The following is a 23,688-nucleotide window of genomic DNA, read 5'->3' as shown; positions in this document are numbered from 1 at the left end:
GAATGCGAAAGACCTCGATGTCGGACAGGGCTCCGCGACCGCGCCACCGCCGCCTCCCGAAGAGGATCGGACTATACAGCGCGATATTCGGTATATCATCGGGTTGAAACGATCAGTGGTTGATCGCTCGGCAGGGAAAGCGCCAATTCCGCCGTCCGGCGGCGTCCAAGCCCCCCCGCTCCTTGACATCCCGGGGTAACCCCTTCAGACTCGCCGCAGCCCCGCACCCCGCGAGGCGGCCGGGAAGCGGAACGCCAATTCCGCCCCCCGGCCTGACCAACGATAGCCTGTCTTGAGGAGTCGTATCGATGGCTGAGGCGAGCAATAGCACACCGCCTGGTGTGTTTTCGCACCGTTTTTTGTGGACCGTCGCCGCGGGGGTTTCGACCCTCGCGGCGGCGGGTGAACCGTTCGGCGCCGCGGATTTCCGCGGCGCCACGGTCGGGGCACGGCATCCCGCTCCCATCCCGTCCTGAGATCCGGCGCACCTTTTCCCTCTCCGCTCCGGGCGTAAGCCGCACCCGTTCCGGGTAACGGCGGCCCCCGTGCGCCCACGCCTTCCCGTCGCTTCCCTCCAACGGAGACGCGGACCCGCCCCCATGCCCATATCCCGCCCGCCCGAACCAACCCGACTCGGCCCCCCCCTACACCCCTGCCCGGACCGGAGGCACCCATGCGAACGATAGGCAAGCTGCTGGTGATCTGGGGTGTCCTGCTGCCGCTGATCGCCCTGCCCTTCACCGCCTTCGGCTACTACGCCGTCATCCCGCTGCTGGGGGGTCTCCCTGCACCACATGCCGGCCCGGTTCGGGCCGCTGACGGTCGCCTACGACACCATCATCGTCGGTGCGCTGGTCCTTGTCGGCGTCGGACTGTCCTGCTGGGTCCTGCCGCGCCGCGCGCCGTGACGGGCGTCGGCTCGCCCTACCCCCGCCCCTGCGGAATCCCGTATTTCCGCAGCTTGTTCGCCACCATCGTGTGCGACGTCTTCAGCCGCGCCGCCAGCTTGCGGCTGGAGGGGAAGCGCGGGAACAGGCGGTCCAGCAGTGCGCGCTCGAACTCGGCGACCGCCTCCTCCCAGCTCCCGGCGCCCTCGTCGCCGGCGCCGTCCCCGCCCCGCCCCGGCTCCGCCGCCATGCGCGAGGTGGCGATCTCCAGGTCGGGCGCGTCCAGCCAGGGGCCGTCGGTCATGGTCACCGCCCGGAAGATCACGCTTTCCAGCTGCCGCACGTTGCCGCGCCACGGGTTCGCCAGCAGCGCCGCGGCGGCGCCCGCGGTCAGCCGGCAGGGCCGGCGCTGGACCTGGGCGCAGGCGCGCAGGATGAAGTGGCGGGCCAGCAGCAGGATGTCGTCGCCGCGCTCCCGCAGCGGCGGCACCTGGAGCGCCAGCACGTTCAGGCGGTAATACAGGTCCTCGCGGAAGCCGCCCTCCGCCACCATCTGGTCCAGCTTGCGATGGGTGGCGCTGATGATCCGCACGTCCACCTTCATCTCGTGGTCGCCGCCGACCCGGCGGAAGCTGCCGTCGTTCAGGAACCGCAGCAGCTTGGCCTGGAGATAGGGCGACAGCTCGCCGACCTCGTCGAGGAACACGGTGCCCTGGTGCGCCAGCTCCAGCAGCCCCGGCTTGCCGCCGCGCTGCGCCCCCGTGAAGGAGCCGGGCGCATAGCCGAACAGCTCGCTCTCGGCCAGGTTCTCCGGCAGCGCCGCGCAGTTCAGCGCCAGGAAGGTCCTGCCCATCCTGCTGCTGGCCCGGTGGCAGGCATGGGCGATCAGCTCCTTGCCGGTCCCCGTCTCGCCCAGGATCAGCAGCGGCGCCTCGACCGCGGCCAACCGGGCGGCCCGGGCCTTCAGCCCCGTCATGGCGGGGGAATCGCCCAGGATCGCGTCGAAGCCGCCCTCGTCGAAGTTCCGCAGCGCCTGGAGCCGCTCGCCGATCCGGCTCGGCGCGTGCAGCGTCAGCACGCCGCCGGCCACCCGGGACGGCTGGTCGGCGATCGGCCGGACATCGACCTGGAACGGCTGCCCGCGCAGCATCACCTCCCGCGCCGGCACCTGAAACCCGTTGGCGACCATCTCGCGCTGGAAATCCCCGTCGCCGGTCAGCTCCGCGATCCCCCTGCCGGCCAGGCCCCCGCCGGACAGGGCCGCCTCGCCCACGATGTCGTCGGCGGCGGCGTTGGCCAGGATCACCGTCCCCTCGGCATCGACCGCCAGCACCGGATCGGGCATCGCTGCCAGCACCGCCGCCAGGTGCAGGCGGCGGCGCATGCCCGGCAGCATGTCCACCGGGGCGACGCCCTCCACGCCCTCGACCTCCAGCAGGGCCTGCCGCAGCCCGTCCAGCGCCTCGCCGGCCAGCTCGGGCGCGTCGATGAAGATGTCGGGCGGATCGACCTCCACCGCGACGACGTTCAGCCGCCGGGCGGCGAGGACTGCCAGGACCTCGTGGGCGATGCCGACGCGGTCGGTGAAGCTGATGGCGATGCGCACGCCGGGATACTCCGTACAAGATCGCTTACAGTGTAACGAATCCGATACGGACTTCCCATACTCTTGCGTTCCAGGGAAAAGCGCGCCGGAAGCCCGCCCCATGCCGCCCGCCGTAAACATTCGCGTACAGCCCGGCACCCGCCGGAACCGCCCGCCCCGCCGGCCAGCGGCGTTTTCCCGCTTGGCACGGCGATTGCTGAATACATCTCTACCGAAACCGGAGAAAGCACCCCATGCTGGACACCCGTGAAGCAAGCGCAGGCGCCGTGCTGACCGTCGATCTCGACGCGATCCGCGCGAACTACCGTCTGCTCCGCGACCGGCTGGGCGGCACCGCCTGCGCGGGCGTCGTCAAGGCCGACGCCTACGGGCTGGGAGCCTCCCGGGTGGCGCCTGCCCTGGCGGCCGAGGGGTGCCGGCACTTCTTCGTCGCGCACCTCGACGAGGCGATAGCGCTTCGGCCCCATCTTTCCGACGATGCCGACCTGTTCGTCCTGCACGGCGTGATGCCGGGGGTGGAGGCGGACTGCGTCGCCCACCGCATCATCCCCGTGCTCAACAGCCTGCCCCAGATCGACGCCTGGACCGGCCTGTCCCGTTCCCTGGGCCGCCGGCTGCCGGCGATCCTCCAGGTCGATACCGGCATGTCGCGCCTGGGCCTGTCGGCACGGGAAATGGAGATTCTGGCCGCCGACCCGGCCCGGCTCGACGGCATCGACCTGCGCTTCGTGATGAGCCATCTCGCCTGCGCCGAACAGCAGGGCCACGGGATGAACGCCGGACAGCTCGCCCGCTTCCGCGAGGCGCGGGCGCGGCTGCCCGCGGCGCCGGGCTGCTTCGCCAATTCCTCCGGCATCTTCCTCGGCCCGGACTACCATTTCGACCTGGCCCGGCCGGGTGCCGCGCTCTACGGCGTCGCCCCGGTCGCCGGGGCGCCCAACCCGATGCGCGGGGTGGTCCGCCTCCAGGGACGGGTGATCCAGGTGCGCGACGTCGAGGCCGGCGCCCGCGTCGGCTACGGCGGCACCTGGACCGCGCCGGCGCCCGCCCGCATCGCCACCGTCTCCGTCGGCTATGCCGACGGCTACCTGCGCAGCCTGGGCAACCGGGGTGCGGCGTGGCGCGGCGGCGCCCGCCTGCCGGTCGTCGGCGTCGTCTCCATGGATACCGTCACGCTCGACGTCTCCGCCCTCGGCGACCATCCCCCCGCCCCCGGCAGCATGGTCGACCTGATCGGCGAGCACAATCCGGTGGACGCCGTGGCCGAGGCCGCCGGCACCATCGGCTACGAGATCCTGACCAGCCTCGGCGGCCGGTATTTCCGCCACTATCTCGGCGGCTGAGCCCGCCCCTTCCTTTCATCCAAGGAGACCGTCTCGTGAAGGTACTGGTTCTCGGCAGCGGCGTCATCGGCGTCACCTCGGCCTATTTCCTCGCCAAGGCCGGCCACGAGGTCACCGTGGTGGACCGCCAGCCCGCGGCGGGGCTGGAGACCAGCTACGGCAACGCGGGCGAGGTCTCCCCCGGCTATTCCTCCCCCTGGGCGGCGCCGGGCCTGCCGTTCAAGGCGGTCAAGTGGCTGTTCATGAAGAACAGGCCGCTGGTGATCTGGCCGAAGATGGACCCGGCCCAGTGGATGTGGGGCCTGTCGCTGCTGCGCAACTGCACGGCGGAGCGGTACGAGATCAACAAGGCCCGGATGGTCCGCATCGCCGAGTACAGCCGCGACACGCTCCGCGACCTCCGCGCCGAGGCCGGCATCCGCTATGACGAGCGGACCAAGGGCACCCTCCAGCTCTTCCGCAAGCAGGAGCAGCTCGACGCCACCGGCGCCGACATCGCGATCCTGAAGCGCTTCGGCGTGCCGTTCGAGCTGCTCGACCGCGACGGCTGCATCGCGGCGGAGCCGGCGCTGGCCCGGGTGCGCGACAAGTTCGCCGGCGGCCTGCGCCTGACCGGGGACGAGACCGGCGACTGCTTCAAGTTCACCCAGGCGCTGGCCGAGCGCGCCCGGGACCTGGGCGTAACCTTCAAGTACGGCGTCGGCATCCGGCGCCTGGCCGGCGACGGCCGCCGGATCACCGGCGTGGTCACCGACCAGGGCGAGCTGACGGCCGACCGCTACGTGGTGGCGCTGGGCAGCTATTCGCCGCTGCTGCTGAAGCCGCTCGGCATCCGCATCCCGGTCTACCCAGTCAAGGGCTACTCGCTCACCGTGCCGATCACCGACCCGGCCGGCGCGCCGGAATCGACGGTGATGGACGAGACCTACAAGGTCGCCGTCACCCGCCTCGGCGACCGCATCCGAGTCGGCGGCACGGCCGAGCTGGCCGGCTACGACCTCACCCTCCGCCCGTCGCGCCGGGGGCCGCTGGACCATGTGGTGACCGACCTGTTCCCCCGCGGCGGCGACGTGTCGCGGGCCGAGTACTGGACCGGCCTCCGCCCCATGACCCCGGACGGCCCGCCGATCATCGGCCCCACGCCGCTTGCCAACCTGTACCTCAACACCGGCCACGGCACCCTGGGCTGGACCATGGCGGCCGGCTCCGGCCGCGTGCTGGCCGACATGGTCTCGGGACGCACCGCCGACATCGACCTGGAAGGCATGACGATCGGGCGCTACGGTGTCGCGACCGGCGGTACCCTCGCCCAGGCCAAGGGGGCGCACGCCTGACACGACCTTGAGGGGAGAGGACACATGGGCGGCTTCAAGGATCACTTCTCCGGCCATGCCGCCCTCTACGCGGACTGCCGCCCCACCTACCCGCCGGCGCTGGCCCAGGCGCTGGCCTCCGCCGCCCCGGCCCGGCGGCTGGCCCTCGACAGCGGCTGCGGCTCCGGGCAGCTCTCGGTCCTGCTCGGCGCCGAGTTCGACCGGGTCGAGGCGACCGACGCCAGCGCGGAGCAGATCGCCCAGGCCACGCCCCATCCCCGCGTCGCCTACAGGGTGGCCAGGGCGGAGGCGAGCGGCCTGCCCGACGGCAGCTGCGACCTCGCCGTGGCGGCCCAGGCCGCCCACTGGTTCGACCTGCCCGCCTACTGGGCGGAGGTGCGCCGGGTGCTCCGGCCCGGCGGGCTCGCAGCATTGGTCGGCTACGGGCTTCTGCGGATCGATCCCGCCCTGGACGCCGTGGTGGACGGGTTCTACGGCGACGGTCCCGGGGGCATCGGCCGCTTCTGGCCGCCCGAGCGGAAGCTGGTGGACACCGGCTACCGCGACCTCGACTTCCCCTTCCGCGAGGCGCCGCCGCCCCGGATCGACATGACCGCGCACTGGGACCGGCCGAAGTTCATCGGTTACATCGGCACCTGGTCGGCCCTCAAGGCGGCGGAGAAGCAGGGCCTCGACCCCCTGCCCGGCTTCGCCGAGGCGGTCGCCCGGCTGTGGCCCGACGCCGGCGAGATCCGGCAGGTCCGTTGGCCGCTGCTGCTGCGCATCGGCTATTCCGCCTGAGCATGGGCGGCAACCGGCGGGCGGTGCGCCGCGTTAAGCCTCTTTCCCGACAGTGTTTCGACAGGAAGAGAGCTTTTCATGCCTTATGATGCCGCCGCCGACCGTTACGAACGGCTCTCCTACCGCCGGTGTGGCCGCAGCGGGCTCGACCTGCCGGCGATCTCGCTCGGCCTGTGGCAGAATTTCGGGGGCAAGGACGTGTTCGAGACCGGCCGCGCCGTGCTGCGCCGGGCCTTCGACCGGGGCGTCACCCATTTCGACCTGGCCAACAACTACGGCCCGCCGCCCGGTTCAGCGGAGGAGAATTTCGGCCGCTGGATGACGTCCGACTTCCGCCCCTACCGCGACGAGCTGGTGATCTCGACCAAGGCCGGCTACGAGATGTGGCCCGGCCCCTACGGCAATTTCGGCTCGCGCAAGTACCTGACCGCCAGCCTGGACCAGAGCCTGAAGCGCATGGGCCTGGACTACGTGGACATTTTCTACTCGCACCGGGTCGACCCGAACACCCCGCTGGAGGAGACCATGGGCGCGCTCGCCCAGGCGGTTCGCCAGGGCAAGGCGCTCTATGTCGGCGTCTCCTCCTACTCGCCGGAGATGACCCGCAAGGCGGCCGACCTCCTGAAGTCCATGGGAACCCCCTGCCTGATCCACCAGCCCTCCTACTCCATGCTGAACCGCTGGATCGAGGACGGGTTGCTCGGCACGCTGGAGGAGCTGGGCATCGGCTGCATCGCCTTCTCTGCGCTGGCCCAGGGCATGCTGACCTCCAAGTACCTGGACGGCATCCCGGAAGGATCGCGCGCCACCCGCGGCGGCTCCCTCAAGGAGGGCTTCCTGTCGGAGGAGAATATCAGGCGCATCCGCCAGCTGAACGAGATCGCCCGGCGGCGCGGCCAGTCGCTGGCCCAGATGTCCCTGCTCTGGGTGCTGCGCGATCCCCGCGTCACCTCGGCCCTGATCGGCGCCCGCACGGTCGAGCAGCTCGACGACAGCCTGGACGCCCTGAACGGCTCGCCCCTGACGCCCGAGGAGCTGGCCGAGATCGACCGGTACGCCACGGACGGCGGCATCGACCTCTGGCGCGCCTCCTCGTCGCGCTGATGCTCGGGAGGGTGCGCGTCCCGCGCACCGCGGGCGGCGGGACGCCGCCCCTCCCCGCTCACCGCTTCTTGCGCCGGCGCAGCTGGTCGAAGAACACGATCGCGATGATCAGGAAGCCGGTGATGATCCGCTGCCAGAATGGGTTCACGTTCAGCAGGTTGGCGCCGTTGTTGATGGTTGTCAGCAGCATCGAGCCGAGCAGCGGCCCGGTGATGCTGCCGACCGCGCCGAACAGGCTGGTCCCGCCGATCACCGACGACGCGATCGACTGGAGCTCCCAGCCCTCGCCGGTGGTCGCCACGCCGATCGCGATCCGGCTGGCGGTCAGCACCCCGGCCAGGCAGGCCAGCGTGGCCGACAGGATGTAGGCCAGGTAGATCGTCCGGGCGATGTGGACGCCGCTCAGCCGGGCGGCCTCCGCGTTGCTCCCGACCGCGTAGATGTACCGGCCCCAGCGGCTGTGGTGCAGCAAAATGTAGCTGGGTATCGCGATCAGGATCACGACCCAGAACAGCGACGGGATGCCCAGCAGCTCCAGCCGGGAGAAGCCGGTGAATTCCGGCGGGAAGCCGCTGATGGTGGCGCCGTTGGTCAGCAGCAGCCCGATGCCGCGGAACGCGGTCAGCGTCGCCAGGGTCATGATGAAGGGGGGCAGCCCCAGCTTCAGGATGCCGAAGGCGTGGAAGCAGCCGATCACCGGCCCCAGCAGCAGCGTCAGCGTCACCGCCAGCCAGATCGGCACCTCCGCCTTCAGCAGCAGCGCCACCACCGTGCTCGACAGCCCGACCACCGCGCCGACCGACAGGTCGATGCCGCCGGTGATGATCACGAAGGTCTGCCCGATCGCGATGATCGCCCACAGCGACGCCTGACGCAGCAGGTTGACGATGTTGTTGGTGGTCATGAAGGCGTCGGTCGTGACGCTCAGCACCAGCCACATCAGCAGCAGCAGGCCCAGCAGCGTGAGGTTCAGCAGGAAGCCGAACCGGAGCCCCCGCCGGGGCTTGGTCGCGATTGCCATATCAGCCATGGTCGTCAGCCATTTCAGGCGGTTCCCCCGATGGTTTCTCGTTCCGCTTCAGGTCCCGGCCTCAGGTCCCGCCCTCAGGTCCCTATGGCCTCGGCGAGGATGGATTCATGGTCGGTGCCGCGATGGCCGAAGCTGGCCGCCAGCCGCCCCTTGCGGAAGACGTGCAGGGTGTCGGCCAGGTCGTGGACCTCCGGCAGGTAGGAGGAGATCAGGATGATCCCGGCGCCGTTCCTCAGCAGCGCCGCCATCAGCTTGTAGATCTCCGCCTTGGTGCCGACATCGACGCCGACGGTCGGCTCGTCGAAGATGAAGAGGTCGGCCCCGTGGTTCAGCCACTTGCCGATCACGATCTTCTGCTGGTTGCCGCCCGACAGGGTCAGGGCATCGACGCTGCGCGACGCCGCGACGATCCGCAGGTCCCGCATCTGCTTCTCCGCCCGAGCGCGTTCCTCGCCCGGCTGGATGAAGCCCGCGACGCTGATCCTGTGGAACACCGGCAGGTTCAGGTTGAAACCCACGGGCAGGTTCAGGCACAGCCCCTGGTCGCGGCGGCTTTCCGGCAGCAGGACGATGCCGTTGCCGATCGCGTCCGACTCCCGCCGGAAATCGACCGCCTTCCCCCTCAGCAGCACCTCGCCCGCCGTCTTGTGCGTCCGGCCGAACAGGCACTGCACGAACTCGCTCCGCCCCGCGCCGATCAGGCCGTACAGCCCGACGATCTCGCCGCGCCGGACCGTCAGGGAGACGTCCCGGAAGCCCGGCCCGCTCAGGCCGCGGACCTCCAGCAGGGTCTCGCCCAGGGGAATCTCCTCCTTGTGGTGGACCTCGTCCAGCGGCCGGTTCACCATCTCCCGGATCAGGTCGCGCTCGTTGGTCTCGGCCACCACGTGGGTCGCGATCAGCTGCCCGTCGCGCAGCACCGAGACGCGGTCGGCGATCTGGAAGATCTCCTCCATGCGATGGCTGATATAGATGATCGTGACGCCTTCCGCGTGCAGCCGCCGGATCAGCGCGAAGAGCTGGTCGGTCTCCGCCCGGGTCAGGTAGCCGGTCGGCTCGTCGAACACCAGGAAGCGGGTGCCCCGGCTGGCCGCCCGCGCGGTCGCGACAAGCTGCTGCTGCCCGATGGTCAGGTCGCTCAGCATGGCGTCGGCCGGCAGGTGGAAGCCCAGCCCGTCCAGGATCTCCTGCGCGCGGCGGTTCATCTCCCGCTTGCGCAGCAGCCCGAACCGGGTGGTCTCGTCGCCCAGGAAGATGTTGGCCGCGACCGTCAGGTGCGGGCACAGCACCACCTCCTGGTGGACCGCGTTGATGCCGAGCGCCAGCGCGTCCTGCGGGCCGGCGAACTCGACCTCCCGCCCTTGCCACAGGATGCTGCCGGAGGTCTTGGGATGGACCCCCGTCAGCAGCTTGATCAGCGTCGATTTCCCGGCCCCGTTCTCGCCGACGATCGCGTGGACCTCGCCGGGAAGGAATCCCAGGCTGACCGCCTTCAGCGCGTGCGTCCCGGCGAAGCGCTTGTCGAGCCTGCGGAGCTCCAGCGTCGGGACGGCCGCCGCGGACGCGGCGGCCGGCGCCGCCGTCATCACTTGACCTTCGGGTTCAAAAGCTCCTGCGACCGGGGGTCGTCCATGTTGGCCTTGGTGATCACGTTGACGCCGGTGTCCACCTCGGCCGGCACCGCCTCGCCCTTCGACGCCGCCAGGGCGGTCTTCACCCCATCATAGCCCATGCGGTAAGGGTCCTGGACCACCAGGGCCGCGATCACGCCCTCCTTCAGGAAGCTGACCAGCCGCTCGTCGTTGTCGAAGCCGATCAGCTTGATCTTTTCGCCCAGGTTGTTCTCCGCGATGGCTTGGCCCGCGCCCTGCGCCATGATCAGGTTGCTGGCGAAGACGCCCCGCAGGTTCGGGTTGGCGGTGATCAGGTCGGTCATGATGTTGAGGCCGGTGGTCGGCTGCCCGTCGGCGACCCGGTCGGCGGTCAGCTTCAGCTTGGGATACTTGGCGGCCAGCTGCTCCTTGAAGCCCTTGGCCCGCTGGTCGAGCGAGCCGACGCCCGGCAGCGACGTGATCAGCGCCACCTCGCCCTCGGCGGCGCCGTACTGCTCGGTGATCGCCGCCGCCAGCGCGTCGGCCGCCGCGCGCCCGCCCTGGACGTTGTCGGTGGTCAGGAACGACGTGAAGGCCTTGCTGTCCGCCGCGCTGTCGATGCCGATCACCTTGACCCGCTGCGCCGCCTCGGTGATCGCCGGACCCAGGGCCGCGAACTGGGTCGGGGAGATCACGACCGCCGCCGGGTTGCTCGACACGGCGTTCTCCAGGATGCCGATCTGGCCGTTGATGTCGGCTTCCGACTGGGCTCCCAGTTCCTGGACATTGACGTTCAGGTCCATGCCGGCCTGCCGGGCGCCGGCCAGGACGATCTGCCAGTAGAAGGAGGTGGTGTCCTTGACGATGATCGGGATCGTCGGCTTCTGGGCCTGCGCCGGGGTGTGCGAGAAGGCGAGCGCCAGCGCGAGGCCGGTGGCGGCCAGGAACTTCCTCATGTGCTTCCTCCCAATGGATGCCGGCCCTTGGTGGGCCTTTTCGGATGCCGTTCGTGCGGACCGTTGTATTTTGTTAGACAACCAATCAAACCACCGCTCGCGCCGCCCCGTCAAGACACCCATTCACTCTGCCGGCAGCCCCAGGAAGCCGCCGGACTGGCGCTCCCACAGGCGGGCATAGAGTCCGCCGCGCCGGACCAGCTCGCGGTGGCTTCCCTCTTCCACGATCCGCCCGCCATCCATCACCACCAGCCGGTCCAGCGCGGCGATCGTGGACAGGCGGTGCGCGATGGCGATCACGGTCTTGCCTTCCATCAGCGTCTTGAGCTGCTCCTGGATGACGGCCTCGACCTCCGAGTCCAGGGCGGAGGTCGCCTCGTCCAGCACCAGGATCGGCGCGTCCTTCAGGATCACGCGGGCGATGGCGATCCGCTGGCGCTGCCCGCCCGACAGCTTGACGCCGCGCTCGCCGACCAGCACGTCGTAGCCCCCGCGGCCGCGCTGGTCGCTCAGCCCGTCGATGAACCCGTCCGCCGCCGCAAGCCGCGCCGCCCGCACCATGTCCTCCCGCGTGGCGTCCGGCCTGCCGTAGCGGATATTGTCGGCGATCGAGCGGTGCAGCAGCCCCGTGTCCTGGCTCACCACGCCGACATGGGCCCGCAGGCTGGACTGGGTCACCGTCGAGATGTCCGTGCCGTCGATCAGGATGCGGCCGCCCTCCAGGTCGTAGAACCGCAGCAGCAGGTTCACCAGCGTGGATTTCCCGGCGCCGGACCGTCCGACCAGCCCGACCTTCTCGCCCGGCCGGATGTCGAGCGACAGGTTCTCGATCACGCCGCCCTCCTTGCCGTAATGGAAGCGCACCTGCTCGAACCGGATCGCCCCGCGCGTCACCGCGAGGTCCGGCGCCCGCGGCCGGTCGGTCACCCCGTGGGGCCTGGAGATGGTCTCGATGCCGTTCTCGATGGTGCCGATATTCTCGAACAGGGTCGTGACCGTCCGCAGGATCCAGCCCGACATCTGGGTCAGGCGGATGATCAGCCCGGTCGCCACCGCGATCGCCCCGGCGGAGATGGACCCCGCCAGCCACAGATGGATCGCCAGCGCCGTCATGGCGAGCAGCAGCAGGCTGTTCAGCACCGTCAGGGCCACCGTCATGTCGAAGATCGCGCGCATCACCGCGCGGTAGGCCGAGAGCTGACGCACCAGCCCGCTCCGGACGAAGTCGTCCTCCCGCTCGGCGTGGGCGAACAGCTTGACCGACAGGATGTTGGTGTAGCTGTCCACCACCCGGCCGGACAGCGCCGACGTCGCCTCCGACAGGGTTTCCGACTTGCGGCGGACCGGCGGCACCATGTACCGGATGACGGCGGAATAGCCGGCCATCCAGGCCAGCACCGGGATCAGCAGCCGCCAGTCCAGGGCGGCGAACAGGGCTATGGCGCCGATCAGGAACGTGACCAGGAGCCAGACGCCGTCGATCACGTTGACGACCGCCTCGCGCAGCGCCGGCCCGGTCTGCATCACCTTCTGCGCGACCCGCCCGGCGAAATCGTTCTGGAAGAAGGTCAGGCTCTGCCGCAGCACCCAGCGATAGTTCCGCCACCGGACCCGGCTGGTCAGCGCCGGGATCAGCGTCAGGTTGATCAACCCGCGCGAGGCCAGCACCAGCGCCGGGCGGATCACGATGGCGATCAGCGCCATCCCGGCCAGCGACCAGCCATGGACCTGCAGGAACTCCTCCCGCGGGGTCGTCGCCATCCAGTCCACCAGCCAGCCCAGGAAGGCGTAGAGCGCCAGTTCCGCGAAGGACGCGAGACCGGCCACCGCCAGCGTGACGGCCAGCAGGCCGCGGATCGGCTTCAGGAAGTAGCTGATGAAGGCGCCGGGACGCTGCGGCGGCTGGACGATGTCGGCCGGCGCCAGGGCGTCGAGCAGCTTTTCGAAATAGGCGTGCATGGGTGTCCAGGTCGAAAGCCGGTTGAGTTGTCCGCAATAAAGAGGTATCTTTGCGGCATGAGGTGACGCCATGATCAGTTCACTCAACACCAACACCGCTTCATACTCTTCGATCCGCAGTTTCGGCGCGGCGGAAAGCGCGGCCCAGGCGTCGCAGAAGCGCATCGCGTCCGGGCTCCGGGTGGCCGACGCCTACGACAACGGCGCCGCCTTCAGCGTGGCGGAAGGGCTGCGCGGCGACACGGCGGCGCTGGGTGCCGCGAACGAGCGGCTCGCCGTGGGCAAGGGCATGATCGACGTCGCGGTCAAGGCGGGGCAGTTCATCTCCTCGTCCCTCCAGGATGCCAGGGCCACGCTGATCAAGCTGTCCGACCCGTCCCTCAGCGCGGACGACCGCGCGAACTATCAGGCCCAGTTCAAGAACCAGGTCGGCGACATCGGCGCCTTCGTCAAGGACGCCAAGTACAACGGCGTCAACCTGCTCGAACAGGGCGCGCAGAACCGGAACATCGTCTCCAACGGAAGCGGAGGCTCCGTCTCGGTCCGGGCGCAGGACCTCCAGACCTCCCTGGTGGACGTGCTGTCCAACGCCGACGTCTCCACCGCCGGCGCCGCCGCCTCCCTGCTCCAGCCCGGCGGCCAGTTCGCCCAGGCGGAAGATACCCTCGGCTCCGCCCTCAACACCCTGTCGGCCGACGCCAAGAGCGTCAACAACTCCATCAAGTCCAACAACTCGATCATCGACGCCACCAACACCGGCTTGGGCGAGATCGTGGACGCCGACCTCGCGAAGGAGGCCGCCTCCCTGTCGGCCGCCCAGGCCAAGCAGCAGCTTTCCGGGCAGTCCCTGTCGATCGCCAACCAGGCCCCCCAGGCCCTGCTCGGCCTGTTCCGGTAATCCGGCCCCCGCGGCGGGGGCATGGCCAGCGCCGTGTTAGAGCTGTACCCGATCAGGTCGATTCGTCCGAGACAGCTGATCCGATGCGTTGCGCCATAGGCGCAACCTACGACCGTCGGCCTGCATCACCTCCACCCTGCATCGAGCCGTAGGTTGCGCCCGTGGCGCAACACAGTGGAGCCTTGAACTCCCTGAGGAAAGCCGTTCCGTTCACTTCCGCGTACTCCGTACGCGCGATCACGCATTTGGCCTCGGCCGCCGTCTGGAACTCCGGCCGAAGGCTCTGTATCCTGAAATCCTTGCAATCGACCGTTCCGACCTGCCCGGAGGTATAGGCCGGTTCGCTGGTCTTGCAGGCCGACAGCAGCGCGGGCTCGATCAGGCAGAGGGTCATTCCGACGACCCGGATGCGTCCGGACGCGGAGCGGAGCGGCGAGAGCAAGCGGCTTGGGTGCCGAAACATGAGAAGGCCCACGACAGGCAAGGCGGCCGTTGCGGATTTCGGCCACCGACGTGCTGGCGCGCATTCTTGATGACATCGGCGAAGTCATCCACCCGACAGGGGTGCCACGACCTGCGGGCGGACGCGGCACATCGCCGCGTTCAGCTCCGGCTTGCCCTGCGCCGACGAGCCGAATGGCGTCCGCCCTTTCCGGAGGGGCGGCGTCCCGCCGCCCGCGGTGCGCGGGACGCGCACCCTCCACATCTTGCATCTAACGCGAATTCGCACTAATGTTCATGAATTGTTCCCATCCGGCCAAGGCGCCCCAGCCATGCTCGACCATCAGCCCCCGACACAAGCCGCCTCCGCCCCGCCCGTGATCGTGCTGACGCCCCGCCAGGAAGCCTTCTGCCAGGCCATGGCCTGCAACGTCGGCGCGGCGGAGGCGGCGCGCCGGGCGGGCTACTCGCCCAAGGGCGCCAAGCAGCGCGGCGCCGTCCTGATGGGCCAGCCGGAGATCCGGGTCCGCGTGGCCCAGCTCCGCGCCGACCGCACCGCCGGCCATCAGGCCGACCTGGAGGAGGCGGCAACCCTGGTCCGGACGATCATGGAGGAGGCCCTGGAGCGCAAGAGCCTCGGGCTGAGCCTGCGCGCGGTCGAGCTGTGGCTGAAGCTGCGCGGCGTGGTCCAGGACAAGCGCATCCCGCACCACTTCCTCGGCGACCGGCCGCACCCCGACGCAGATCTGGAGAGCCTGGACTGCGACCCGGACGACGAACCTGCCCAGGCCGCCCCGGCCAAGCCCGCGACCCGGCCCGCCCCGACGCGGAATAGTGACCTTTCGGCCCTCCCGATAGTGACCTCCCCCAAGACGGCCGCCCTGTTCGGCTCCACCTCCCTGTCAGCCCCGGTGCCGCCCTTCCGGAAGGCGCCCTCCCGGATCGCGGCCGCCGGCGCGCGGGTCACCGCTCCGGCAGCGGAATGAACTCGGCGTCGTCCGGCACCGCGCCGAAGCGGCCGGCCTTCCAGTCGGCCTTGGCCTGCTCGATGCGGTCCTTGGAGCTGGAGACGAAGTTCCACCAGATATGACGCGGCCCGTCCATGGCCGCCCCGCCCAGCAGCATCAGCCGCGCCGGTTCCAATGCGGTGACGGTGATCGCGTCGCCGGGGCGGAAGACCAGGAGCTGACCGGGCTCGAACCGGTCTCCCGCGATGTCGATGCGTCCCTGGACCACATAGACGGCCCGTTCCTCCTGATCGGCCGGCAGCGGGATGCTCGCCCCGGCATCCAGCGCCGCGTCGGCGTAGAAGGTCTCGGTCAGCGTCGCGACCGGCGAGGCGGCGCCGTACATCGCCCCGGCGATCACCCGCACGCGCTTGCCCTCGCCCTCGATCACCGGCAGGTCGTCCACGGGATGGTGGACGAAGGCGGGATCGGCCTCCTCCGCATGGGCGGGAAGGGCGACCCAGGACTGGATGCCGAACAGGTTGAAGCCCCGCGCCCGCAGCTCCGGCGCCGTGCGCTCGGAATGGGAGATGCCCCTGCCCGCCGTCATCCAGTTCACCGCGCCGGGCTGGATCGGCTGGACCGTGCCCAGGCTGTCGCGATGCAGGATCTCGCCCTCGAACAGGTAGGTGACGGTCGCCAGCCCGATATGCGGATGCGGCCTGACGTCCAGGCCGTGGCCGATGATGAACTCCGCCGGCCCCATCTGGTCGAGGAAGACGAACGGGCCGACCATGCGCCGCTTGACCGACGGCAGCGCCCGGCGGACCGCGAAGCCGCCGATGTCCCCGGTGCGCGCGACGACGAGTGTTTCCAGAAGATCCATCGTAACCTCCTTGCCCAGCCTTTCCCGACTGTACAGGATCGGCCGGGACGGGATCACCGCAAAGTCGAACGGGAGGAAACCCATGGCCCCAGCGCCAACCATCTGGACGGTCGGCTACGAACGGGCCTCGTCGGACGCCCTGCTGGCGGCCTTGGGGCAGGCCGGCGTCAAGGTGCTGATCGACGTGCGCGACCTGCCCCTGTCGCGGCGCGCCGGATTCTCCAAGAGCACGCTGCGCGCCTCGCTCGAAGCGGCCGGGATCGAGTATCTTCACCTCAAGGGGCTGGGCACGCCGAAGGAGGGCAGGCTTGCCGCCCGGCGCGGCGACCATGACCTGTTCTGGCGGATCGTGGACGAGCGCATGGCGACTCCCGAGGCCGAGTTCGACCTGCTGCGCGCCGCCGACGTCGCCCGGGCGCGTCCCAGCGCCCTGCTCTGCTTCGAGGCCGACCCGGCCGTCTGCCACCGCCAGCGCGTCGCCGACGCCCTGGCCGCCCGCTTCGGCTTCCGGATCGAGCACATCCACCCGGCCCATCTCAACCCGGCCCATCTCAATCCGGCCCAGGCCCGCCCGGACCCCGACCCGCCTGCCGGGACGGCGCCGTCACCTTCGGAGGACGCGGCGGGCGGGCCTTGAAGGCGGCATCATCTTCCACGATGCCGCCCGGACCAGCGGCTGCTATAGGGTGGCCGGGCGGGTTGGATAAGGAGGGAGCATCCTTTGCTACAGTTTCTGGCCGGGTCCCGGTTGTTCACCGGCGACGCCATCATCGAGGGCCAGGCGATCGCGCTGGACGGCGGGGTGATCGCCGGCCTGGTGGCGGAGGCGGATCTGCCTGCCGGTTCCGCGACCGTCCGGCTGCCGGCCGGCAGCCTGCTCGCCCCCGGCTTCATCGACGTGCAGGCCAACGGCGCCGGCGGCGTGCTGTTCAACGGCGATCCATGCGAGGAGACCGTGCTGCGGATGGCGGAAGCCCTGCGCCGCTTCGGCTGCACCGGGCTGCTGCCGACCCTGATCACCGACGACCGCTCCCGGATGGCGCCGGCCGCCGAGGCCGTGATCGCCGCGATGCGGCGGCCCGAAAGCGGCATCCTCGGCATCCATTTCGAAGGGCCGTTCATCAGCCCGCACAAGCCGGGCGTCCACGATCTCCGATACATCCGGCACCCCGACGGCGCCGACCTGGATTTCCTCTGCGCCTTGCCGGAGCGGATGCCCCACGGCCGGGTGCTGGTCACCCTGGCGCCGGAGGAGGTCGAGGACCGGACCATCGCCCGGCTGGCCGGGGCCGGCGTGATGGTCTCGGCCGGCCATACGATCGCGGGCCACGGCCGGACGCTCGACGCCGTCCGGCACGGCCTGACCGGCTTCACCCACCTGTTCAACGCCATGCCGCCCATCGCCGGCCGGGAGCCGGGCGTGGCCGTCGCGGCGCTGGAACGCAACGGCACCTGGTGCGGCATCATCGCGGACGGCATCCATGTCGATCCGGCCACGCTGCGCATGGCGCTGGCCGCCAAGGGGCCGGCCGGTCTGTTCCTGGTGACCGACGCCATGCCTCCGGTCGGGACCGACGCGGACGGGTTCGAGCTGTACGGCCGGCGCATCCTCCGCCGCGGCGGAAGGCTGGAGACCGAAGGCGGCACGCTCGCCGGGGCCGATATCGACATGGCCTCGGCCGTCAGGAACTGCGTCGATCTCCTCGGCCTTCCGCTGGAGGAGAGCCTGCGGATGGCGTCGCTGTACCCGGCGACGTTCCTGGGCATGGGGGACCGGCTGGGCCGGCTGGAGGCGGGGTACGGGGCGGACCTCGTCCTGCTCGATGCCGGACTGCGCGTCCTGGACACCTGGATCGGCGGCGTCCGCTCGTCGGCGGGACGCCCCGCCGCGCAGGGATAGCCGCCGGCCCATGTCCGAAGGGTGTCTGCCCGCAGGTCCCGGGACGAATCCTCCGCGGGACTGTTTGTGGCCCGCGTCGGCTCGACCGGAGCCGGCGGCGGGAAAGGACACTTGCCATGAATACGGAAGCGCTTCGGAAACTCGGGGACCACGTCCAGACAAGCCTGCCCGGCGCCGTCCGGTCGGCGGAGGTTCTTCTGAACGAACTGGTCCTCCGGATCGAGCGGAGGGACACCGTCAAGGTCATGGCGTTCCTGCGAGACGACGCCATGTGCCAGTTCCAGCAGCTGATGGACATCACGGCCGCCGACTATCCCCAGCGCGAGGAACGCTTCGACGTGGTCTACAACCTGCTCAGCCTGCGCCACAACCAGCGGATCAGGATCAAGCTGAGCACCGACGAGGACTCGGCCGTCCCCTCGATCACCGACGTCTATACCGTCGCCAACTGGTTCGAGCGGGAGATCTGGGACCTGTTCGGCGTGTTCTTCTCCGACCATCCGGACCTGCGCCGGATCCTGACCGACTACGGCTTCGAGGGGCATCCCATGCGGAAGGATTTCCCCCTGACCGGCTATGTCGAGATGCGCTACGACGACGAACAGAAGCGGGTCGTCTACGAACCCGTGAAGCTCCAGCAGGATTTCCGGACCTTCGACTTCCTCAGCCCCTGGGAAGGCATGACCAACGTCATGCTGGCCGGGGACGAGAAGGCCGAGGCGCCGACGGGGCAAGACCAGCCGGGGAGCAACAAGTGATGGCCGTCCAGACCGCGACCAACGCCGCCGAGCCCGGCAAGATCAAGACCTACACCATGAATTTCGGGCCGCAGCATCCGGCGGCCCACGGCGTCCTCCGCCTCATCATGGAGATGGACGGCGAGGTCGTCGAGCGCTGCGACCCGCATATCGGCCTGCTCCACCGCGGGACCGAGAAGTTCATGGAGTACAAGACCTATCTCCAGTCGATCCCCTATTTCGACCGGCTCGACTACGTCTCCCCGATGTGCATGGAGCACACCTACGTGCTCGCCATCGAGAAGCTGCTGCGCATCCAGGCGCCGCCGCGGGCCCAGTACATCCGGGTGATGTTCGCGGAGATCACCCGCATCCTGAACCACCTGCTGAACATCACCACCTACGCGCTCGATGTCGGTGCCATCACCCCGTCGCTCTGGGGTTTCGAGCAGCGCGAGGAGCTGATGGGTTTCTACGAGCGGGTGTCCGGCGCTCGGCTCCACGCCAACTATTTCCGCCCGGGCGGCGTCAACCTGGACCTGCCCGCGGGACTGGCCGACGACATCTGGGCCTATACCGAGCAGTTCCCGAAATTCGTCGACGACCTGGAAAGCCTGCTGACCGAGAACAGGATCTTCAAGCAGCGCACGGTGGACATCGGCATCGTCAGCGAGGCCGAGGCGCTCGATTGGGGCTTCACGGGTCCCTGCCTCCGCGCCTCCGGGGTGCCGTGGGACCTGCGCAAGGCCGAGCCCTACGACGTCTACGACCGGATGGACTTCGACATTCCGGTCGGGCTCACCGGGGACTGCTACGCCCGCTACCTGGTGCGCATGGACGAGATGCGCGAGAGCAACCGCATCATCCGGCAGTGCCTGGAGCAACTGCCGGATGGGCCGGTGCGGGTCCAGGACCACAAGGTGTCCCCGCCGCGCCGGGGCGAGATGAAGCGCTCCATGGAAGCTCTCATCCACCACTTCAAGCTCTACACGGAGGGCTTCCACGTCCCGGCCGGGGAGACCTACACGGCGACGGAATCGCCCAAGGGCGAGTTCGGCGTTTTCCTGATCGCGGACGGGAGCTACAAGCCCTACCGCTGCAAGATCCGCGGAACCGGCTTCGCGCACCTCCAGGCGATCGACGCCATGTCGAAAGGGCACATGCTGGCCGACGCCGTGGCGATCATCGGCTCCATCGATATCGTGTTCGGGGAGATCGACCGCTGATTTCAGCGGTCCTGATGGGCCGGATGGAGCCTCCGGGCAAGCTCGGCGCAACCGGGATAGTCGTATTCTTCAGGGCAAAGGGTTGCGCGGCTCGAATCCCAGCAATTCGGCATCTCCTACCTGCCGCTGATGGTGATCAAGGAACGGAAGCTGAGCGAGCGGCACGCCCGCGAAGGCGGCCTTCCCGAGCCGGAGGTCACCTGGACCCGGTTCAGCGGCGGCAGCGTCATGGACGACGCGCTGATCTCGGGAAGCCTCGACCTGGCGGCGGCCGGCGTGGCGCCGGTCGTCCATCCCGTGGTGCGCGTGCATCCGGCGAACGGGCGGAAGGCGTTGTTCGTGAACGAAGGCTTCATCACCCACATCGTCGGATTGGTCGAGGACGAAAGCGCAGCCCTTCTGGCCGAACTGTTCCGGCACTCCACGGACGACCGCTTCATCCATCGGCATCGGTGGCAGCCGTTCGACCTGGTCATGTGGGACAACTGCTCGATCCTCCATCTGGCGACAGGACGCCCTCCTCACCTCCGCCGGACGCTCGACCGCACCACCATGCGCGGCGACGAACCCGTGGCCATCGCCGCGGCGGGCTGAGCGCGAGGGTCCTCCGACCGGCCTACATCGCCGCCAAGCTCCGCACCGTCGGCTCCCGATGCCGGGTCCGATCGCCGCCGATGGCGAGACGGTCCCGGCGCAAGGTCTCGTGGCAGTCGTTGCCGAACCATTCGAGCGAGGCTTCGGCCTCGGGATCGTCGGAGAGTTCGGCCAGGAAGGCCCGGTAATCGACCATGCCGTCGAACAGCGGTACCATGCCGTCGCGCCGCCCCGCCGCGGCATAGACGTTGGCAGGCTCGAACACCGTCAGGTCCGCCCGCGAGCGGATGTTCTTCAGGTGGTAATGGCCGATATGGGGAAGCAGGTCCCGGCGCGCCCTGATCGGGTCGTCGCCGCCCTCCCACACGTGCAGCACGTCGAAATTGATCCTCAAGGCCGGATGATCCACCGCCCGGATCAGGGCACGGGTCGCCGCCAGGCTGTCCGCCAGCGTTCCGGGATGGGTCTCGACCAGGAGGGAGAGGCCGTGGCCGGCGGCATGGTCGCAGATCATGCGCAGCCGGTCGGCGATGAAGGCCTGACGTGCCGCCGATGTCTCCCGGCTGCCGGTCCCGCCGGCAAAGGTGCGGATCTTGCCCGCCCGCCAGCGCTGCGCCAAGCGGCAGAGATCGGCCGTTTTCCGCATCAGGTCGTCGGCGTCCCCGTCGAGCGGCAGGTAGTCGCTCAGCATCGGGACGGACAGGCCGAAGCCGGCCAGCCAAGTGGCGTTGCGGCTGGGATCGTGCGCCATGTTGCGGGCGTGGGCCCCCCACAGCTCGATGCCCTGGAAGCCGTTGGCCCGCGCCCAAACCGCGAGATCCTCCAACGACACCAGATGATGGCGGAAGGTGATGGTGCAGAGCGAGATCTTCATGAGGCCACCTCGGCATCGCGCTGAAGATGCTCGTCTGAAAGCCGGTTCGCCGCGCACCAGGACCGGAAGACGGCGCCGAGCGCAGCCTTGATGGCGAATTCGAGCCGATCCAGCCGGTCGAGCCGCTCGAAGATGTCGGGGGCGAGGCCGGCGTCGCCGGTCTCGGCGAGCCGCAGCACCGCGTAGTGCAGCGCCTTGAAGCCCTGGATCAGCTCCTCGATCTCGTCGCAGTGCGCCAGGAACGTCTCGTCGGGCAGGCCGAGGGCGCGCCAGAAGAACGCGAACCCGTGCTCGTAGGCGTATTTGCGGATCGAGATGACGGGCAGTTCCCGCAGCGCGGTCCCGAGGTGCTTCGGGGTCCGGCCGTTCTTTCCCGCGAGGTGGGATGCGACGATCCGGCGGACGGCGCCGGTCAGCGGGTTTGCGTCGGGACGGAAGCAGGCTTCGAAATAGGCCTTCAGGTCCTCGGCCGCCGGAGCATGGATCTCGCTCCGGTCGAACGCGAACCCGCCGCCCACCGTCGGCTGGCAGAAGGCATTGACGATCCTGTGCTTCGCGATCTCGCCTTCCCAGCGGAAATCGGGGTCGGAGACGAAGAAGACCTCCGGGTCGGCCGACTTCTCCAGCATCAGGTAATGGGGGAAAGGGTTCTGGTTGAACTTGTTCTCGCGCTCGGGCAGATGGTGGAGATCCACCATCGCCATGACGCTCAGCGTGTCGGACCTGGTCTCGACGAGGTCCAGCAGGGTCGCGAGGTTGTCCGACTTGCTCCTGGTCCGATCATACCATTCCCGGACCTCCGGCCCGTAGAGGCGCCGGAACCAGTGCCGGAAGAAGTCGTGGCTGACGGATGGAGCATGGTAGAGCAGCATCCACTCCTTGCCCGGGGTGCCGTCGCCGATCGCGAAATCGGCATCCCAGACGCCGAAGTAGAACGGCCGGTGGTCGATGCCGGGGGTGCGCTTCAGGGCATCGCACACGGAGCTGACGAAGCAATGCACCTTGATATCGACATACTCCTCGCCATGGACGCTTCCCGGCGGCGGTCCCGGCACGGCAGGCGAAGCGGCTTCCTCCTCCGCGAACAGGCCCGCCAGATCCGCGACGGTCGAGAGTTCGCGCGACGTCATGACGTGATCCGGCACGCACAGGCCGAACGACAGTTCCAGCTGGAGGAAGATTTCCATCATGAGGATGGAGTCGATGTAAAGGTCCTCGTTGAGCCGGGCCGATGGGCCGAACAGGTGCAGATGCTGGTTCTGCAGATGGTCGCGCAGGACGGTGCGGATGGCCTCGACGACTTCGTCCCGTCTCATCGGCCGGCCCCCGCGGCGTAGGACTCCGCCACCTGCCGCCGGCTGATCTTGCCGTTCGCCATGCGCGGGAGGGCGTCCGCCTGGAAGATCTCGGTCGGCTGCTGGTGGGCCGCCAGATGCTCCCGGCACCAGGCGCGGATGGATTGATGGGGCACGGGCTCGGTGGCGCTGAACGCCAAGCCGACCCTTTCGCCGGCGAAGGGGTCGGCCTTCCGGAAGGCGACCGCATCCGTGACGCCGGGCAGCGCCATCACCACGTCCTCGACATCCTTGGGATAGACGTTCAGGCCCGAGACGTTGATCGTGTCGTCCAGCCGGGAGACGAAGACCAGCATGCCGTCCGGCCTCCGGTAGCCCAGGTCGCGGGTGCGGATCTCCCCTTCGGGACCCTCGACGACGATCTCCTCCGGAGCGTCCGGACCGGCGCCGGTCCGCAGCCGATGATGCGGGAGCGGCAGGCCCATGTCGCCGGAGGCGGTCATGTCCGGATTGACGGCGATGCAGCCGGCCTCGGAGCAGCCGTACTGCTGATACATGTGCCGGGTCTTGGCTCGGATCTGCACGAACCAGGGATCGGGCAGCAGGGTGCCGGAGGTCATGGCGGCGTGGATCTTCTCCCCCTCGGGAAGCAGCTTCGCCAGCGCCTGGAGGATCACCGGGGACGAGTAGAGCAGCGGCCGTTCCACCTCCGCCAGCTTCCTGAGGATGTATTTGGGGTTCCCGGTATTCAGGATCAGCGGCTCCGCTCCGCGCCGAAGTCCGACCAGCAATCCGCAGATCAGCCCATAGGAATGGGTCGTCGGGCATGCGATCACCGGGGTCATGCCCTCCGGCTCGCGGAAATGGCCGACATAGCTCTCGACCTCCCGGTCGATGTCGGTCCAGCTCCGGGATATGTATTTCGGAGCGCCGGTGGTCCCCGAACTCATCTGCACGAGCCGGCCGGTCTCGCCGGGCGCCGCCTCGGGCGCGACTTCCTCGGGAACCACGTCGTCGAGGAAGAGGAAGCGGCAGCCCCCTTCCCGCGCCATGCGACGCGCCGCCGCCGGCGGGGTGCTGGGATGGAGCGGCAGCAAGCTGCCGCCGGCGGCCCGGACGGCGAAGAAAAGGGCCAGCCAGTCGATCGTTTCGCCGAAGCATGCGGCGAACCGGACGCCGGGGTGGCTGGAAAGGCCCGCCTGCTCCGCGATCCGCGCCGCCCGGCCCTCGATCTCCGTGCGGCTGTAGACCGTGTCGTCGATCCGGATCATGCGGCACCTCGATCGCTCGGAAGGGTCC

General features: G+C 69.4%; 21 protein-coding genes. 11 read left to right on the top strand and 10 right to left on the bottom strand.

The window, feature by feature from the left end:
* Positions 1–924: 924 nt before the first annotated feature.
* The gene (locus tag IGS68_RS11130; RefSeq protein ID WP_201079915.1) at positions 925–2,493 is read right to left on the bottom strand and encodes a sigma 54-interacting transcriptional regulator; all 1,569 of its coding nucleotides are present in this window, start codon (positions 2,491–2,493) and stop codon (positions 925–927) included.
* 233 nt (positions 2,494–2,726) lie between these two features.
* Between IGS68_RS11130 and alr the strand changes: the two genes are divergently transcribed.
* From alr to mgrA, 4 genes are all read left to right on the top strand, one after another.
* Positions 2,727–3,836 (top strand): alanine racemase, encoded by a 1,110-nt coding sequence (gene alr / locus IGS68_RS11125; RefSeq protein WP_201079913.1) that lies wholly within the window; start codon positions 2,727–2,729, stop codon positions 3,834–3,836.
* Positions 3,837–3,871: 35 nt separating this feature from the next.
* Positions 3,872–5,170: a D-amino acid dehydrogenase gene (locus IGS68_RS11120; protein WP_201079911.1), complete on the top strand. Its 1,299-nt coding sequence runs from the start codon at positions 3,872–3,874 to the stop codon at positions 5,168–5,170.
* Positions 5,171–5,194: 24 nt separating this feature from the next.
* The gene (locus IGS68_RS11115) at positions 5,195–5,950 is read left to right on the top strand and encodes a class I SAM-dependent methyltransferase (RefSeq protein WP_201079909.1); all 756 of its coding nucleotides are present in this window, start codon (positions 5,195–5,197) and stop codon (positions 5,948–5,950) included.
* Positions 5,951–6,028: 78 nt separating this feature from the next.
* Positions 6,029–7,054 carry an L-glyceraldehyde 3-phosphate reductase gene (gene mgrA, locus IGS68_RS11110; RefSeq protein WP_201079907.1) on the top strand — a complete coding sequence of 342 codons (1,026 nt, stop codon included), beginning with the start codon at positions 6,029–6,031 and terminating at the stop codon, positions 7,052–7,054.
* Between the two features lie 58 nt (positions 7,055–7,112).
* Here the strand turns inward: mgrA and IGS68_RS11105 are convergent, their stop codons facing one another.
* From IGS68_RS11105 to IGS68_RS11090, 4 genes are all read right to left on the bottom strand, one after another.
* Positions 7,113–8,084 carry an ABC transporter permease gene (locus tag IGS68_RS11105; RefSeq protein WP_201079905.1) on the bottom strand — a complete coding sequence of 324 codons (972 nt, stop codon included), beginning with the start codon at positions 8,082–8,084 and terminating at the stop codon, positions 7,113–7,115.
* Between the two features lie 74 nt (positions 8,085–8,158).
* Positions 8,159–9,670, bottom strand: a complete 1,512-nt coding sequence (locus IGS68_RS11100) for a sugar ABC transporter ATP-binding protein (RefSeq protein WP_201079903.1) — start codon at positions 9,668–9,670, stop codon at positions 8,159–8,161.
* Positions 9,670–10,632, bottom strand: a complete 963-nt coding sequence (locus tag IGS68_RS11095) for an ABC transporter substrate-binding protein (RefSeq protein WP_201079901.1) — start codon at positions 10,630–10,632, stop codon at positions 9,670–9,672. Before IGS68_RS11095 ends, IGS68_RS11100 begins: the two co-directional genes overlap by 1 nt.
* A gap of 123 nt (positions 10,633–10,755) precedes the next feature.
* On the bottom strand, positions 10,756–12,591 hold the full coding sequence (locus IGS68_RS11090) for an ABC transporter ATP-binding protein (RefSeq protein ID WP_201079899.1): 1,836 nt from the start codon (positions 12,589–12,591) through the stop codon (positions 10,756–10,758).
* 70 nt (positions 12,592–12,661) lie between these two features.
* Here IGS68_RS11090 and IGS68_RS35510 point away from each other — a divergent pair, with 70 nt between their 5' ends.
* Complete coding sequence (locus IGS68_RS35510) at positions 12,662–13,489, top strand: flagellin (protein ID WP_201079897.1); 828 nt, start codon at positions 12,662–12,664, stop codon at positions 13,487–13,489.
* Between the two features lie 106 nt (positions 13,490–13,595).
* On the opposite strand, the gene IGS68_RS11080 is transcribed toward IGS68_RS35510, so the two are convergent.
* Entirely contained in the window at positions 13,596–13,883 is a 288-nt protein-coding gene (locus IGS68_RS11080) for a hypothetical protein (RefSeq protein WP_201079895.1), read from the bottom strand.
* A gap of 379 nt (positions 13,884–14,262) precedes the next feature.
* Between IGS68_RS11080 and IGS68_RS11075 the strand changes: the two genes are divergently transcribed.
* Positions 14,263–14,916: a terminase small subunit gene (locus IGS68_RS11075; protein ID WP_201079893.1), complete on the top strand. Its 654-nt coding sequence runs from the start codon at positions 14,263–14,265 to the stop codon at positions 14,914–14,916.
* Here IGS68_RS11075 and IGS68_RS11070 read toward each other — a convergent pair.
* Complete coding sequence (locus IGS68_RS11070; RefSeq protein ID WP_201079891.1) at positions 14,894–15,763, bottom strand: pirin family protein; 870 nt, start codon at positions 15,761–15,763, stop codon at positions 14,894–14,896. The two genes, IGS68_RS11075 and IGS68_RS11070, sit on opposite strands and share 23 nt — an antisense overlap.
* Before the next feature lie 82 nt (positions 15,764–15,845).
* Between IGS68_RS11070 and IGS68_RS11065 the strand changes: the two genes are divergently transcribed.
* From IGS68_RS11065 to IGS68_RS11045, 5 genes are all read left to right on the top strand, one after another.
* Complete coding sequence (locus IGS68_RS11065) at positions 15,846–16,400, top strand: DUF488 domain-containing protein (RefSeq protein ID WP_201079889.1); 555 nt, start codon at positions 15,846–15,848, stop codon at positions 16,398–16,400.
* Between the two features lie 84 nt (positions 16,401–16,484).
* Positions 16,485–17,663 (top strand): N-acetylglucosamine-6-phosphate deacetylase, encoded by a 1,179-nt coding sequence (gene nagA, locus IGS68_RS11060; RefSeq protein ID WP_201079886.1) that lies wholly within the window; start codon positions 16,485–16,487, stop codon positions 17,661–17,663.
* Positions 17,664–17,779: 116 nt separating this feature from the next.
* Positions 17,780–18,421 (top strand): NADH-quinone oxidoreductase subunit C, encoded by a 642-nt coding sequence (locus tag IGS68_RS11055; protein WP_201079884.1) that lies wholly within the window; start codon positions 17,780–17,782, stop codon positions 18,419–18,421.
* Positions 18,421–19,626: an NADH-quinone oxidoreductase subunit D gene (locus IGS68_RS11050; protein WP_201079882.1), complete on the top strand. Its 1,206-nt coding sequence runs from the start codon at positions 18,421–18,423 to the stop codon at positions 19,624–19,626. The genes IGS68_RS11055 and IGS68_RS11050 overlap by 1 nt, the downstream gene beginning before the upstream one ends.
* Positions 19,627–19,755: 129 nt before the next feature.
* Entirely contained in the window at positions 19,756–20,220 is a 465-nt protein-coding gene (locus IGS68_RS11045; protein WP_201079880.1) for a TauD/TfdA family dioxygenase, read from the top strand.
* 22 nt (positions 20,221–20,242) lie between these two features.
* On the opposite strand, the gene IGS68_RS11040 is transcribed toward IGS68_RS11045, so the two are convergent.
* From IGS68_RS11040 to IGS68_RS11030, 3 genes are read right to left on the bottom strand one after another with little or no spacing between them, the layout of a single operon-like run.
* Positions 20,243–21,094 carry a sugar phosphate isomerase/epimerase family protein gene (locus tag IGS68_RS11040; RefSeq protein ID WP_201079878.1) on the bottom strand — a complete coding sequence of 284 codons (852 nt, stop codon included), beginning with the start codon at positions 21,092–21,094 and terminating at the stop codon, positions 20,243–20,245.
* Positions 21,091–22,410, bottom strand: a complete 1,320-nt coding sequence (locus IGS68_RS11035; RefSeq protein ID WP_201079876.1) for a DUF6005 family protein — start codon at positions 22,408–22,410, stop codon at positions 21,091–21,093. The genes IGS68_RS11040 and IGS68_RS11035 overlap by 4 nt, the downstream gene beginning before the upstream one ends.
* Complete coding sequence (locus tag IGS68_RS11030; RefSeq protein WP_201079874.1) at positions 22,407–23,660, bottom strand: AMP-binding protein; 1,254 nt, start codon at positions 23,658–23,660, stop codon at positions 22,407–22,409. The genes IGS68_RS11035 and IGS68_RS11030 overlap by 4 nt, the downstream gene beginning before the upstream one ends.
* Positions 23,661–23,688: the final 28 nt, after the last annotated feature.

This window comes from Skermanella sp. TT6 (assembly GCF_016653635.2).
Lineage (GTDB): Bacteria > Pseudomonadota > Alphaproteobacteria > Azospirillales > Azospirillaceae > Skermanella > Skermanella cutis.
The sequence above is the reverse complement of the archived record's forward strand: the minus strand, read 5'-3'. Positions and strand labels throughout refer to the sequence as shown.

Coding starts and splice junctions, on each gene's coding strand:
- mgrA (WP_201079907.1), top strand. CDS start 6,029: ATGCCTTATGATGCCGCCGCCGACCGTTACGAACGGCTCTCCTACCGC.
- IGS68_RS11050 (WP_201079882.1), top strand. CDS start 18,421: ATGGCCGTCCAGACCGCGACCAACGCCGCCGAGCCCGGCAAGATCAAG.
- IGS68_RS11040 (WP_201079878.1), bottom strand. CDS start 21,094: ATGAAGATCTCGCTCTGCACCATCACCTTCCGCCATCATCTGGTGTCG.
- alr (WP_201079913.1), top strand. CDS start 2,727: ATGCTGGACACCCGTGAAGCAAGCGCAGGCGCCGTGCTGACCGTCGAT.
- IGS68_RS11070 (WP_201079891.1), bottom strand. CDS start 15,763: ATGGATCTTCTGGAAACACTCGTCGTCGCGCGCACCGGGGACATCGGC.
- IGS68_RS11075 (WP_201079893.1), top strand. CDS start 14,263: ATGCTCGACCATCAGCCCCCGACACAAGCCGCCTCCGCCCCGCCCGTG.
- IGS68_RS11035 (WP_201079876.1), bottom strand. CDS start 22,410: ATGAGACGGGACGAAGTCGTCGAGGCCATCCGCACCGTCCTGCGCGAC.
- IGS68_RS11030 (WP_201079874.1), bottom strand. CDS start 23,660: ATGATCCGGATCGACGACACGGTCTACAGCCGCACGGAGATCGAGGGC.
- IGS68_RS11055 (WP_201079884.1), top strand. CDS start 17,780: ATGAATACGGAAGCGCTTCGGAAACTCGGGGACCACGTCCAGACAAGC.
- IGS68_RS11095 (WP_201079901.1), bottom strand. CDS start 10,632: ATGAGGAAGTTCCTGGCCGCCACCGGCCTCGCGCTGGCGCTCGCCTTC.
- IGS68_RS11045 (WP_201079880.1), top strand. CDS start 19,756: ATGGTGATCAAGGAACGGAAGCTGAGCGAGCGGCACGCCCGCGAAGGC.
- IGS68_RS11105 (WP_201079905.1), bottom strand. CDS start 8,084: ATGGCTGATATGGCAATCGCGACCAAGCCCCGGCGGGGGCTCCGGTTC.
- IGS68_RS11115 (WP_201079909.1), top strand. CDS start 5,195: ATGGGCGGCTTCAAGGATCACTTCTCCGGCCATGCCGCCCTCTACGCG.
- IGS68_RS11065 (WP_201079889.1), top strand. CDS start 15,846: ATGGCCCCAGCGCCAACCATCTGGACGGTCGGCTACGAACGGGCCTCG.
- IGS68_RS11090 (WP_201079899.1), bottom strand. CDS start 12,591: ATGCACGCCTATTTCGAAAAGCTGCTCGACGCCCTGGCGCCGGCCGAC.
- IGS68_RS11100 (WP_201079903.1), bottom strand. CDS start 9,670: ATGACGGCGGCGCCGGCCGCCGCGTCCGCGGCGGCCGTCCCGACGCTG.
- IGS68_RS35510 (WP_201079897.1), top strand. CDS start 12,662: ATGATCAGTTCACTCAACACCAACACCGCTTCATACTCTTCGATCCGC.
- IGS68_RS11080 (WP_201079895.1), bottom strand. CDS start 13,883: ATGACCCTCTGCCTGATCGAGCCCGCGCTGCTGTCGGCCTGCAAGACC.